Here is a 14,612-nt window from a genome sequence, read left to right on the forward strand (position 1 = left end):
GGGGGCAGGGGAGGCAGGGGAGGCAGGGGAGGCAGGGGGAGAAAATTCTACCTTCCCTTGTCTGTTTCATTACCTCTGTTTTTAATTGCCGGATGCTAACTTAAAACCCTCGGCTATGGGGCCTAAAGCCAGAACTGGAAAGAAAGTCAGCACTCCCAAAATCAGAGTTACTCCAGCCGTGACACCAGTAAATACCAGAGAATCGGTTTTCAGAGTACCTGGGGTTTCTGGTACTGCTTGTTTACGAGACATACTGTCAGCTAACAGCAGGATGGCAATAATCGGAATGTAGCGCCCTCCTAACAAGCCAACTAGAGTACTCAAGTTCCACCATAGAGTGTTATCCTTCAATCCCTCTAAGCCAGAGCCATTATTTGCCGCCGCTGAAGCATACTCATAAACTACTTGAGAAATGCCATGATAACCAGCGTTGCTAATTCCAGATAGGAAAATCGGATAAGCTAAGGCGATCGCACTGGGAATTAAAACTACAATTGGGTGAATCAGCAACACTACACTTGCAAGAACAATTTCCCGCTTTTCTATTTTCCGCCCTAAAAACTCTGGGGTGCGCCCCACCATTAGCCCAGTTAAAAACACGGTAAGAATTAAATAAATGAATAGGTAAGCCGTCCCAGTCCCTTGACCACCCCAGATAACCTGGATAAACAGGTTGAATAGAGTTGAAAATAGTCCTTGGGGCATCAAAGAATCGTGCATCCCGTTGACAGCACCACACATGGTGGCGGTTGTCATAACCGCCCACAATGCTGTTTGTGCCCAGCCAAAGCGGACTTCTTTGCCCTCCAAATTGGGCTGTTCTAATCCGAAGGTGGCATTAACGAGGGGATTACCTTGTAGTTCTCCTACAGCTGTCACCCCAATCAAAATTACAAAAATCACAAACACCATCCAGAAAAGCAACCAAGCTTGTTTGATGTTATTGGCAAACAAACCGTAGGTGTAAATCAAGGCAGCTGGAATCGAAATCATGGCAATGGTTTCTATTAAGTTAGAAGCGCCATTCGGATTTTCAAAGGGGTGAGCAGAGTTAACACCAAAAAAGCCACCGCCATTCTCGCCAAACATTTTGATCATCTCAAATGATGCCACTGGGCCTCTAGCAAGATACTGTGTCCCCCCATCTAAGGTTTTCACAACCAGAGTTCCAGCTAATGTTTGCGGTACACCTACTATAAGCAAGGCGATCGCCCCGATAATTGAAATTGGCAGCAATATCCGCGTGATTGCACGGGTAATATCTACGTAAAAGTTTCCTAGTCCTTTACCTGTCAACCCGCGAATAAAGGCAATTCCTACCGCTAACCCGGTAGCTGCTGAGGTGAACATCAAAAAACCTAAAGCCGCTACCTGGCTAAAATAGCTTAAGGTTGTCTCCCCAGAGTAGTGTTGCTGGTCGGTATTCGTCAGAAATGAAATGGTGGTGTGTAACAAAATGTACCAGATGGGCGCACCGAAACCATTGGGATTCCAGGGTAAGATTCTTTGAAAATATATCAGTAAATAAACTGATATACTCATAATTAGGTTAGTGTATAATACTGCGCGGATATACTGCCAACCCGTCATATCATCTTTCCTGCGTACACCCGCTACGACGTAGAGGCTGCGCTCTATCGGGTTCATCAACAGATCAAGCAGTGTTCTTTCTCCTAAGAAGACACGCGCCATGTATCTTCCTAATACTGGAGTGATTGCTATAACGATACATAACGTTAAGCCAATTTGTAAGAAACCTTGTCCCATGTATTTCGTTCTCAATTAAACTTAAGTGTTAACAAGCCAATTCTTAGAAATAACAGAATATCAAGATATTTTTTAAAATTTTTGTGAAGAATATTTAAATTTTAATCTTATTCATTTATTTGCCCAGTTATTATTATTTGTTTATACAATACATTCTTGATGTTTGCTACTTTCAAAGATAGAAATTTTAGAAAAAATTCTAATGCGCCTGATAATTATTTTTGTATAAAGTTACACTATTTTTTATACTTGCCTATAGCCGAAACTCAGGTTGGTAAAGAATTCTATTTATTTAATATTTTGTTTAAAAAGAATTTTGCGAGTTCAGATTTTTTGAGAAAATATTTAAATATTTTTATACTAAATTATCAGAAAAGTTAATGATACATGAGATATAGTTTAACGAGAAAAATATATATTGAAATAACTATATTTTAAGTCTTAAACAATATATATAAAGACATAAATGTGATGTGTACAGATAAATCAGAATTATGTCTGAATTAGATAGTTGTATGGATTGCCTGATTCTAATTTTTTAGAAAAAATGATGATATTAAGTCGATTATTGACTATTAAAGAGGCTCTAAATGAGCGTGGGAAAATATATTGGCTGATAGCGATCGCTTTTACTATAGTGATAGTGCTGGAATATTTGACACCGCCTGGGTATGTATTTGATCTTGCTAGATATAGGTTTACCAGGAATTGGCGGGATTGAGACTTGTAGCCAAATCAAACAGCAGCACCCAACTTTACTGATTCTAGTTTTAACGTCTCGTTCTGAAAAACCTCTGATTTCACGGTTAATTGCCGCTGGGGCACAAGGTTACTGCCTCAAAGGCATTCCATCTGAATCTTTGATATTGGCAGTGCGATCTGTAGCGGGTGGGATCAAACGGCAACAACAGAAATTAGAGCAGCTTTTGAAGGCAATTCCCCGGTAATGTTGTCCGCAAAAACTGATGAATCTCTAGAAAATCCTTTAACGAAGCGAGAGCAAGAAATTTTAGCACTGGTGGCAGTTGGCAAGAGCAATCAAGAAATTGCAGAGATTCTCTACATTGCTCCTGGTACAGTGCGAGTTCATGTCCATGCTATTTTGCAGAAGTTAGAGGTACGCGATCGCACCAAGCCGCAGTTTTAGCTATCCAAAAAGGATTGGTCGCACCAGAATTGTTAATCAATTAGTAGGTAGAGACACAAAATTTCGCGTTTTAAGTATAAATACAGTTATCTGCCAGAGTCGTCTTGTATAAAGTATTATAAGCTCAAAAGCTGTAGCTAAAATATAGCTTTAGTTTTTATAGAGTGTATTTGGTCATATAACGATTAAAAATATTGTAGTTTTCTCCCAATCAAGAAGGAGTTTTTTGCCAATTGATTTAGATATGGAAGCGAATTTTGAGTCATTCGCTTCCTCTTTATTGCTATGTGATAAACGCTATTAAGCTTAATGCTTAGAATCAACAAGTATTTTATTCAATCGATTTTATTAAAGGACAAGAATTATGATGCAAAAATCAGAAAATAATCACCCTGGAAATAATAATTCTGCCGTAAACGTACTAAAAGCAAACACAAATATTGTTTTTATAGACACAGCAGTTATCGATTACCAAAGTTTGATAGCTGGTATCATACCGAGCAGTGAAGTTGTTATCCTTGACAATACTCAAGATGCGATAACACAAATTACTGAGTTTTTAGCGGCACGTAAATCCAAGTCAGTTCAATCAGTTCACATTGTCTCCCACGGCAGTGAGGGAAGTTTGCAACTAGGCTCAACCAACGTCAACCTCACTAATCTGGATACTTACACAAATCAGTTACAAAAGTGGCGAAGTGCTTTAACTGATGATGCTGACATCCTACTTTATGGCTGTGATGTGGCAAGTGGTGAAGGCACAAAATTTGTACAGCAAATTAGCCAAATCACTGAGGCTGATGTTGCCGCTTCCACTGACAAAACAGGAAGTGCAGCTTTAGAGGGCGACTGGAATTTGGAGTTTAGCAGCGGTGAAATTGAAGCTTCCCTAGCATTTGAATCTCAAGTAATAGATGCTTACAACTATATTCTGCCTGCACCAGGAGGAGTTAGTTTTACTGGCAGCTACTCTCAAAACTTTGACTCATTAGCTAATTCAGGAACGCCTGTATGGGCTGATGATTCAACTATTGCGGGTTGGTATTCAACAAGAACAACTTACAACACTAATAATGGAAATTCAAACACAGGTGCATTGTACAGTTTTGGTTCAAATTCTTCGACTGAGCGGGCGCTTGGTTCAGTAGCTTCTGGTACTACAGGAACTATTTACTACGGGTTACGCTTTACAAACAACACAGGTTCACCGCTTACTACATTAAGAGTAAGCTACATAGGTGAACAGTGGCGTAATGGTGGTAACGCAACGCAGCAAAAGCTGAGCTTCAGCTATCAAACTGGGACAAGTTTGACAAGCTTGACTACAGGAGCATGGACACCTGCGACATCGCTAGATTTCACCGGGCCAATTGCAACTACAACCGCAGATGCCCAGAATGGAAATGCAGCAGAAAATCAAGTTGTAATATCATTCATAATTAATCTTGCCACGCCAATAAATGATGGTGAAGAGATTATATTACGCTGGGAAGACCCCAATGACACAGGTAACGATCATGGTTTAGCGATTGATAATGTTACAGTCATATCAAACAACATCTTTTTAGTAACCAACACAAATAATAGCGGTGCTGGCTCGTTAAGGGAAGCCATTATCAATGCCAATAACGCTTTAGGGGTTGATACAATCCTCTTTGATACAACTGGGATCTTTGGTGATGCTACCCCTGACATGATTACCCTCACTTCTGGGCAATTGAATGTTACTGAAGAAGTCATCATTCAAGGAACTGGGACGAATAAACTCACTATTAGTGGTAACAATGCTTCCCGTGTCTTTAATGCCAGCGCATCCCTCACAATTAATGATTTGAAGATTACAAGAGGTAATGCAGGTAGTAACTACGGCGGTGGCATCTATAGCAACAGCAGTGTCGCTCTCAGCAATACCATCATTTCCGGTAACTCGGCCAGTTTTGGCGGCGGCATTCTCACTTTTAGCAGTGTCAGCGTCAGCAATAGCACTTTTTCTGGCAACACCGCAACTCAGTCCGGTGGCGGTATTTACAGCGTCAGCAGTTCCACAGTAAGCAATAGCACCTTTTCTGGCAACTCAGCCACAAACAACGGCGGGGGCATATTGAGCCAAATCAATGCCACAATAGGCAATAGCACCTTTTCCGGCAACTCTGCGAATTATGGCGGTGGCATCTTCAGCGACAGCGGTGCAACAATAGTAAGCAATAGCACCTTTTCCGGCAACTCTGCAAACACTAGCGCTGGTGGTATCTATAGCAACAGCACTGTCACTGCCAGTAATAGCATCATTTCCGGTAACTCGGCTACATACGGAGGTGGTATTCTTGCTGTCAGCAGTACCACAGTGAACAATAGTACTGTTTCCACTAACTCGGCTACGTTCGGCGGCGGTATCTATGGTATTGCCAGTGTCAACACAAGCAATAGCACCATTTCCGGTAACACCACAACTCAGGATGGTGGCGGCATTTACAGCCCTAGCGGCATTATTTTAAACAGTACGATCACTAATAATACTGCTGACAGCGATAACAACACTACAGGTAACGGTGGCGGCATTTTCAACTCTGGTAGCGGCACTTTCAGCATCAGCAATAGCATCATTGCTGGCAACTTTGATAAAGGTAATGAAGCCTCTGATGTGTTTGGTCAAAACTTTACTGGTAATGCTTACAACCTGATTGGCAATACCAATGGTATATCGTCTAGCACTCTAGGCACAGGCACAGATATTATCAACTCCAACCCAGGACTCAAACCACTGGGAAATTACGGTGGTTCCACCCAAACTCACGCCCTAAATTTTAACAGCCCTGCCTTTAATGCTGGTGACCCCAATTACAATGGCAGCTTAACTATTGACCAGCGTGGCACAGGTTACAGTCGTATTCAAGATAGCAGAATTGATATTGGGGCATTTGAAAATGATTCGATTTATTACGTAATTTCTACTAACACCCCAACTTTATCTGAAGGTAATAGCGGCAGTCAAAGTGTTACATTTACCGTCAGCCGTAGCGGCAAGACTGGTGTGGCAAGTACCATAGATTATGCTTTTAGCGGCACGGCAATTTTTGAAAGTGACTACAACAGAATTCTAGTTAAAAGTGGAGAAGTTAACCAAATTGGTGAGTTTATAGATGGTAAATTATCCGGGACTTTAAAGTTTGCAGTTGGAGAAAAAACAAAGAAAATTATAGTTGATGTTTTAGGTGATAACGCATTTGAACCTGATGAAAATATTACTGTCACCTTGAGTAACCCCAACCTCACAGCTGCGCCGGAAAATTCTACAATTATTACCAGTTCAGCTACGGTAGACATCATCAACGATGATAACCAACCCACCATCAGCATTTCGGATGTCTTCGTCACAGAAGACAACACAGGTAAAATAACTAACGCTAACTTTGCCGTTACTCTATCTAATCCTAGTTCTCAGCAAGTTATTGTTAATTACAACACGAGTGACGACAGTGCAAAAGTCTCTGACCTTGATTACAATTCTGGATTGGGGTTAGTCATTTTCGAGCCTGGTGAAACCAGTAAAGCTATTAGTTTGGGTGTTAGAGGCGATAACAAAGTTGAATCGAACGAAACATTTTCTGTCAATCTTTATGGTGCAACAAATGCCGCAATTACTGATAGTTTGGGAGTTGTAACTATCATCAATGATGATACCAGTCAAATTCCTACTATCAATATTTCAGATGTCTTACTTTCTGAAGGCAACGCAGGTCTACTAACTAATTTCTCTTTTGACGTGACTCTCTCCAATGCAAGTTCTCAGCAGATTACTGTGAATTACAGTAAGAATAATGGCACTACCGATTCTAATGACTTTTATTCTTATTCTCCTGGGATAGGAATAGTCATTTTTGAGCCTGGCGAAACTACCAAATCTATTAGCTTTGGAGTTAAAGGTGATAACACAGTTGAATCTAATGAGAAATTTTTTGTTGATCTCTTTGGTTCGACAAACGCTGCGATCGCAAAAAGCGAAGGAGTCGCCACCATCATAAATGATGACAATCAAGTCGGCTTTTTCTTTGGCTTTTAATCAATACTGAATGTATCCTAAATACCAGGAAATACTTTGCGCCTTAGTATTTTTGTGGGTAGTTTCCTACATAATATTTAATGGGTCTACATCTATTGTCAAGCTAACTGACGCAGGACAAAGCGATCGCACTTCTTCCCAATCTGGCAACTGTGGCAATTCATCAGGGGAAAATTTAATCAATATCTGCCAACGATAACGATTTGCTACCCGCAAAATACTAGCTGGTGCTGGCCCCAATATCTCGAATCCTTCTTCTGCACTCAAGGCTGTAGCGATTATTTGGGCTGCATTTTGTACTTGAATGGGATCGAGACTACTCAAGCGCAATAAAATTAACCTCCCGTAAGGGGGATAATTGAGTGCTTGGCGTTGTTCTAATTCAGTTTGAGAGAAAGACTGATAATCGTGCGATCGCACCGCTTCAATTACTTGATGCTCTGGAGTATAAGTTTGTACAATCACCCTCCCCGGATCTTCGCCTCTACCAGCACGTCCAGCTACCTGAGTCAGGGTTTGAAATGCCCGTTCACTGGCGCGATAGTCTGATAAATGCAACAATCCATCAGCGGCGACAACGCCCACAAGTGTTACCTGGGGCAGATCTAGACCCTTGGTGAGCATTTGCGTACCTACTAATAAATCTGCTTCGCCGTTGGCAAATTGGGTAAGTAGGGTACGGTGTGCGCCTTTGTTGCGGGTGGTATCGCTATCAAAACGAATTAAGCGCAACTGGGGAAACTGTCGCGCTAATTCCTGGGCTACTCGTTGAGTACCACTACCAAAGAATTTCAGGTAAGGGGAACTACAGTCGGGGCAAAATTTGGGGTGCGATCGCGTATAGTTACAGTAATGACACCGCAACAATTGCGGCGCTCCCTCTTCAGTGTGGTGATACGACAGCGACACATCACAGTGCGGACATTCCAGCACATACCCGCAACTGCGGCAAGATACAAAGGTACTGTGTCCCCGGCGATGAATAAATAAAATTCCTTGTTGCTGTCTCTCTTGTAGCTGCTCTAAAGCTTCTTGCAACGCTCTACTAAATATAGAACGATTTCCCTGCTGCAACTCTAGCCGCATATCTACTATTTCTACTGGCGGTAGAGGACGGGAGTATATTCTCTCAGGTAATGACAGGTAATAGGACGTATGAGTAGAATTTTGCTTCCCCTGCTCCTCCTGCCTCCTCACACTTACCCAACTTTCCAACGAAGGGGTGGCGGAACCCAATACCAAGGGACAATTTTCTAACTCTGCTCGCCACTGGGCGATGGTGCGGGCGTGGTAGGTGGGGATGGGGGAATCTTGCTTAAAGCTGCTGTCGTGTTCTTCATCTAAAATAATTAAACCCAAGTTGGGCAAAGGGGCGAAAACGGCACTGCGAGTCCCAATCACAACTTGGGGTTCTCCTGTGAGCATTTGTCGCCAAGTGTCGTAACGTTCTCCGTCTGAGAGGGCGCTGTGATAAACGCTAACTTTATTGCCAAATCGGGCGCGGAAACGATCAGTTAGTTGGGGTGTGAGTCCAATTTCTGGGACTAAGACGAGGGCGGATTTGCCTTGATTGAGTAAAGGTGCGATCGCTTGTAAATAAACTTCTGTTTTCCCTGAACCTGTGACTCCATGCAACAAAACTTGAGCAAATCCATCTATTGATTGTATTATTTCTAATGCATTAGCTTGGGCAGCAGTTAAGGATTTAGCGCGATCGCCTGCTAATGCTGGCCCTTGTTCTGTTCGCAATACTTCTCGTTCTTCAATGACGATGTAACCCTTTTGTACCAACGTCTTGAGGATAGAGGAACTAGCACTGCAAATTTGCAATAATTCACTTTGCCACAACTCACCACCACGTCGCCGCAACACTTCTACAATCTCTCTTTGGCGAGTAGTTAAGTCACTGTCCGTTGCGTCTATCAATATAATTGCTTTTTGCAGCTTTGGTCGAGTTAGTCGTGGGGGTTCTAAGTAGCTTTGTACTAAACCAAATCGGACTAACTCCCGAATTCCCCGGTAGGCAGATTTGACTTTCTGTTGTATGTAAGCAAAACTGTAGTCTCCTGCTGGTTGCGCTTGCAGAAGTTCCAAAATTTGTCGCGCAGTTGGAGTCAGGAAGGAGGAGACGAGTGGAGGAGTAAGAGTATTTTGGAATTTTGAATTGTTTATTTCTTTGTCTACCCCTCCTCTAACAAGGCGGATGCGACGCTGCGATCGCCCCAGTAACCCTGGTGGCAAAGCAACCCGGATCACTTGAATCAGGGGTGTATAGTAATATGCGGCGACTCGATTGAGTAATTCCCAATAAGCACTTGGGAAAAACCCGACGCTGACTATATCTTCTACTTCTCGGATTTTTTCGGGGGGTAAATCGATATTTGGTTGTGCTAGGAAACGAATGGCGATCGCTCCTACTTGTTGTGCCCCAAATGGCACACTTAAAATATCACCTAGTTTGATTTCTAACTGGGCTGGCGATCGGTAAGTAAATAGTCCCGTGCTTCCTGGACAGTCTACTAGTACTTCAATCCACCTGTTTAAATTTGTCTGTGACTGATAGGATTCCCCAGGCTCAGCTACCACCAAAGGAGATAAGTTTACCTCATTAATATACATAGTTTCTGACTTTATAGACAGATATTTCCCTTACCTAGCTGGTCAAAATTAACCTGGCTCACTTAACTTTAAGTCTTCGCTTTCATAGACATAAACTGTATTTCGTAATACTTTTATCACCCATAATACTTGATAAGTTTCTTCTTATGTAATCTACTAGACAAATTCATCTCAACTATACGTGCAATAAATATTTTGTACCTACTAACAAATAAAATCACCTCGGCTATTTCCGCAACGGTTCTCTATCTACTAAATAGGGTATAGCCCTTTTCCGCCTATCGATAGATATTCAACCCTTGCTGTATATGAGATGCTCTTATACAAACAAGATGATCCGGAAATTAAGCTGCTACATTTGTAATTTGTTTCATTTGGGTAACTCTAATCAGAGATGCATAACCCCAGTATCAAGTTTTCAATTTATTCAATCAACCTCATCACCTCATCACCTAAGCAATAAAAAAATTAGAAAAATTTAAGACATTGGAATTAGTACCTAGAGTTTTTATATTTGTTAAGGTTGATAAAGTTTCGAGGAAGTTTGACATATTTGGTAATTAAGAAAAAAATGAGGAATACAGATCATGTATGTTGTTGGAAGCCTGAAAATAAAATTTTGTTGGTACAAAATTCAGTATTAGTTATGGGTTCGGTTTATTCGTAACCCCTAACAGGTAAGTAAATACTGATTTTTAGTCCTAAGGAAAAATTAGCAAAAGCTTGTATTTTGCTAGATGAAAGGGTGCATTTGTCCATTAAGGAATCTACCAAGTCTCGAGCGAGCATCTGTCACTAAATTATGCACCAAAAAAAGCAACAATCCTCAAGGAAACTATGAATATTGCTGAATTGGGAAAAATGGAAATTCTGGAGAATGCTACTGATAATGAAGAACCATCACTCGATAGTTTAGATCTAGTGGCAGATGAAGATCCTCCAATTGTAGAAAATGTCGAATCAGAAGAACGCGATGGGGATGAGATGGCAGCGGCTCGCCCTTCGGGATACAATAAAACCGAGCATGATGATGCTGTAGGCGCGTTTTTTAAAGAAATGGCGCGTTATCCGCTTCTAAAACCTGATGAAGAGGTAGAATTAGCACGGCGAGTTAGGTTTTTAGAAGAAGTTAGGGAAATACAAGCTTCGTTGCATTTAGAACTAGGACAACAACCTAGCAAAGAGCAAGTAGCTTCCCAGCTAGATATGACAGAAAAACAACTAGAAAGTCGCTTGTATCAAGGTCGAGTTGCGAAACGCAAAATGATTCGCTCTAACCTGAGATTGGTAGTTTCCATTGCCAAGCGATATCTCAATCGAGGAGTGCCTTTTCTGGATTTAATTCAGGAAGGAGCAATGGGTTTAAATCGCGCTACAGAGAAGTTTGACCCAGATAAAGGCTACAAGTTTTCTACGTACGCCTATTGGTGGATTAGACAGGCAATTACACGTGCTATAGCTAACGATGCGCGGACTATTCGTTTGCCTATCCATATTGTTGAAAAACTGAACAAGCTCAAAAAAGCGCAACGGGAACTCAAGCAAAAACTCTGTCGCAATCCTTCTGAAGCTGAGATGGCCGAAGCTTTGGAAATTAGTGTGCAACAACTACGCCAACTACAACAACTACGGCGTCAAGCACTTTCACTCAACCACCGCGTCGGTAAAGAAGAAGACACGGAATTGATGGATTTGCTAGAAGACGAAGACAACCTGTCTCCAGAAGCAAAAATGAATGAAAACATGATGCGTCAGGAGATTTGGGAAGTATTGGGTGACGTGCTAACTCCACGGGAGAAAGATGTGATTTCTCTACGCTACGGTCTGACAACCAGCGAACCCTGTACTCTAGAAGAAGTTGGAAATATGTTCAATCTTTCCCGTGAGCGAGTGCGACAAATTCAAAGCAAAGCCATGCGGAAATTACGGCGTCCCCACATAGCCAAACGTTTAAAAGGTTGGTTGATTTAAATTGTCACTTTATATGTTAAATCCTTTGGCTTGAGATAGAGAGAGATTTAACGCCTGACCTAATTAGCTCTACAAATAAATTTAGGGGCTTATATCTGTATATTTCTTCATCCTGACTGTAGCAAGCCGTAAAAACTGGGTGTTTTGTACCTTTTTCTTGATCCTTTCTTTAGTCATTAGATATTAGTCACAAAACTTTGCACAGTTGACTATAGACTATGGACTAGAGACTATGGATTATGGACTAATGACATCAGGTAGCGATTTAATTTTGCGTTTTGCTGAACCCGCTGATTGCAATGTACTGTTTGAATTAATTCAAGGGCTTGCAGAGTACGAAAAATTATCTCATGCTGTTACTGGCAATGCTCTAGCACTCAAGGAGCATCTTTTTAGTACGCCAAAGTATGTAGAGGCAATTCTAGCAGAATATGCAGGTCAAGCTGCTGGTTTTGCCTTATTTTTTCACAATTATTCAACATTTCTGACAAAGCCAGGAATTTATTTGGAAGATTTATTTGTCTTACCAGAATATCGAAGACAAGGTATTGGGAAAGCTCTGCTTATAAAAGTAGCCCAGATAGCTGTAGAGCGGGATTGTGGGCGATTAGAGTGGAGTGTGTTGGATTGGAACGAATCGGCCCAAGCATTCTATCGAAGCATGGGAGCATCTATTTTAGATGATTGGCGAATTTGTCGCGTCACAGAACAGGCGCTTACTAAGTTAGCAATTAAAGCATAAAGGCTGAAATGAAAACCAGCAAAATTTTATTCTTTATTCTTGATGATTTATTAATCATTAAAACTAAGTTTGACAGCTTGTCTTTTGACGAAGATAACTGCTCAAATAAGAATTATGGAGGGTATTACACCAAATAAGCCGTTATTGCAGAGAGAACACAGAATGAAAAAAATTCTTTCAATAATACTGTTAGGCATAACAATCTTCACCCTTGCCTTCAGTAGTCCAGCTTTGGCAGCAGACAGCGCTAATGGAGCTAAACTTTTTAGTGCTAATTGTGCTTCTTGTCATGCGGGTGGCAAGAATCTAGTTCAAGCTCAGAAAACTCTGAAGAAGGACGCTTTGGAAAAGTATGGCATGTACTCAGCTGAAGCGATTATCGCCCAAGTAACAAAAGGTAAAAATGCTATGCCAGCTTTCCAAGGTCGTTTAAAACCTAATCAGATTGAAGATGTAGCCGCCTACGTGCTTGAAAAAGCAGACAAGGATTGGAAGTAAACCAACTAACGTTTAACTCAAACAACTAAAAATTTGCGGGGCTTTGTGTCCCGCGAATTTTATTGCTGCCGAAATTGTCAAATATGATGCAATACGGTTCAGATAAGATAATTTGCACGCCGATACCTCTGTAGAGACGTTGCAGTGCAACGTCTCTACAATGCGACGTCTCTACACACATGAAATCTGTACTGAATTGTATTGAAATATAATTCTTATGACTGATTTACGGCGATTATTTTTCAGTGTGATTATTGCTTTTTTTCTGATTTTTTCGACTCCAACCGCGCATTCATTACCTCTTGTCATCACTCAAATTACAGCAGGTGATTTATTTGAGTTGGGTGTAGATAAGATGCGGCGCGGTGATTACCCAGAAGCAATAGAGAGTTTCAACCAGGTGATTGAACTTCAAAAAGATTTTGCTGTAGCTTACAGCGATCGCTGTCTTGCTTACCTTCAATTACAAGATTATCATCAGGCGATCGCAGATTGTACTCAAGCAATAAATTTTGCACCCAATAACTTTGAGGCTTATCTAAATCGGGGACTGGCACACTACAGACAAAGGGATTATTCAGCGGCTATTGCCGATTATAATCGAGCGATCGCACTTAAACCTGATGATTTCCGAGCCTACTATAACAGAGGTGTAGCCTTAGCTGGAAAGGGAAATTACTCAGAGGCGATTGTTGATTACAACAGAGCATTAACTCAAATTCCTCAGATAACCAGTTTATTGCTTGCGGATATTTACAATGACCGAGGTTTGGCGCACTTGGTGTTGCAAAACCAACAAGCAGCTATGCTCGACTTTAATCTAGCAATTCGTCTCAATGCTAGTGATGATAGAGCTTACTTTAACCGGGGTTGTGCTTGCGGTAGAAATGGGGATGACTTTGGTGCAGTAGATAATTTTTCTGAAGTCATTAGACTTAACCCCAGCAATGCTCTAGCTTATGTCAATCGGGGAATTGCTCGCTATCGCTTAGGATATCATCAAGGAGCGATCGCTGACCTGAAAAAGGCATCTGAGTATTTTGAGCACCAAGGCAAGAGGGTCGCCTACGAAAAAACTTTAGATTTACTAAAGAATCTGCGACAAGAAATACAATTAGCAACTGAAATTGCTCTTTTCTGACATTTTGTGTTATCTGTACCGCTGGTAAGAAGTAATAGGTTCTAAAAATTATTAGAACCTATTTTTAGGAATGATTGATTTTTTGCTTCTCCATTATGAATTAGCAATTGCCAAATAATTAGATAACTATGAAATTGACAGCTAAATTTGAAAAGTCAACTTCAAAAAGCTTGTTGTTCGATGTATTAGGCAAGCCATCATCAGATGCTAGCTTAATTACACCATCAAATATTGTAGATAACAGTAGAGTAGCAGAACTATCAAGACTACTACCTAATACAGCATCCATTTTAACTGACGTTAGATCATGCAAAAAATTGTTTGCATCAATAGGATGCAAGTCGGAAATTACTATTTTAGCCATTGTCTTAATTTCTAGGTCAGGTTATGAACAGTTGTACAACTTTAAGTTAGACACAATTGCCAATCAACGAACTCACACAATTATGTGAGTTACTTCATCAGTAAGGAGCGAATTTAACTCTTAAATTCTACATTATCAGTCAGAATCAAGCAGATTATTATGTGAAGTTATCATATACAAATCAGTTTTTTTTGGACATAACAAGATTTCCGACTTCTCAAAGAAATTGGGAATCTGCGAGGTATAGTAGATGCTTTGTAGAAATATGACAGCATGTCTTTTGACACGGTTTTACTATTACAG

At 40.9% G+C, this 14,612-nt stretch carries 8 protein-coding genes and 1 pseudogene; 6 read left to right on the forward strand and 3 right to left on the reverse strand.

The genetic code is table 11. The features are described 5' to 3' along the window. Positions 1-81: 81 nt before the first annotated feature. Positions 82-1,767 (reverse strand): potassium-transporting ATPase subunit KdpA, encoded by a 1,686-nt coding sequence (kdpA, locus tag HCR01_RS27500; RefSeq protein WP_193199214.1) that lies wholly within the window; start codon positions 1,765-1,767, stop codon positions 82-84. Positions 1,768-2,444: 677 nt separating this feature from the next. Between kdpA and HCR01_RS27505 the strand changes: the two are divergent. Both HCR01_RS27505 and HCR01_RS27510 read left to right on the forward strand, forming a co-directional pair. Continuing rightward, positions 2,445-2,958: pseudogene (locus HCR01_RS27505) on the forward strand (LuxR C-terminal-related transcriptional regulator); the annotation flags it as partial. 320 nt (positions 2,959-3,278) lie between these two features. After that, on the forward strand, positions 3,279-6,974 hold the full coding sequence (locus HCR01_RS27510) for a DUF4347 domain-containing protein (protein WP_193199215.1): 3,696 nt from the start codon (positions 3,279-3,281) through the stop codon (positions 6,972-6,974). A gap of 66 nt (positions 6,975-7,040) precedes the next feature. Here HCR01_RS27510 and priA read toward each other — a convergent pair whose 3' ends face one another. After that, the gene (priA, locus tag HCR01_RS27515; protein ID WP_193199216.1) at positions 7,041-9,593 is read right to left on the reverse strand and encodes a primosomal protein N'; all 2,553 of its coding nucleotides are present in this window, start codon (positions 9,591-9,593) and stop codon (positions 7,041-7,043) included. A gap of 837 nt (positions 9,594-10,430) precedes the next feature. On the opposite strand from priA, the gene HCR01_RS27520 reads away from it, so the two are divergent. The 4 genes from HCR01_RS27520 to HCR01_RS27535 all read left to right on the forward strand — a co-directional run bounded on the left by HCR01_RS27520 (position 10,431) and on the right by HCR01_RS27535 (position 13,945). Then, the gene (locus HCR01_RS27520) at positions 10,431-11,564 is read left to right on the forward strand and encodes an RpoD/SigA family RNA polymerase sigma factor (RefSeq protein WP_193199217.1); all 1,134 of its coding nucleotides are present in this window, start codon (positions 10,431-10,433) and stop codon (positions 11,562-11,564) included. Between the two features lie 247 nt (positions 11,565-11,811). Beyond that, entirely contained in the window at positions 11,812-12,306 is a 495-nt protein-coding gene (locus HCR01_RS27525; RefSeq protein WP_193199250.1) for a GNAT family N-acetyltransferase, read from the forward strand. Between the two features lie 162 nt (positions 12,307-12,468). Next, positions 12,469-12,804: a cytochrome c6 PetJ gene (gene petJ, locus HCR01_RS27530; protein ID WP_193199218.1), complete on the forward strand. Its 336-nt coding sequence runs from the start codon at positions 12,469-12,471 to the stop codon at positions 12,802-12,804. A 217-nt stretch (positions 12,805-13,021) separates the two neighbouring features. Beyond that, positions 13,022-13,945: a tetratricopeptide repeat protein gene (locus HCR01_RS27535; RefSeq protein ID WP_193199219.1), complete on the forward strand. Its 924-nt coding sequence runs from the start codon at positions 13,022-13,024 to the stop codon at positions 13,943-13,945. Between the two features lie 118 nt (positions 13,946-14,063). Here the strand turns inward: HCR01_RS27535 and HCR01_RS27540 are convergent, their stop codons facing one another. After that, positions 14,064-14,309 carry a hypothetical protein gene (locus HCR01_RS27540; protein ID WP_193199220.1) on the reverse strand — a complete coding sequence of 82 codons (246 nt, stop codon included), beginning with the start codon at positions 14,307-14,309 and terminating at the stop codon, positions 14,064-14,066. Between the last annotated feature and the right edge of the window lie 303 nt (positions 14,310-14,612).

It is taken from the genome of Nostoc sp. MG11, from assembly GCF_014904695.1.
Taxonomy (GTDB): domain Bacteria; phylum Cyanobacteriota; class Cyanobacteriia; order Cyanobacteriales; family Nostocaceae; genus Komarekiella.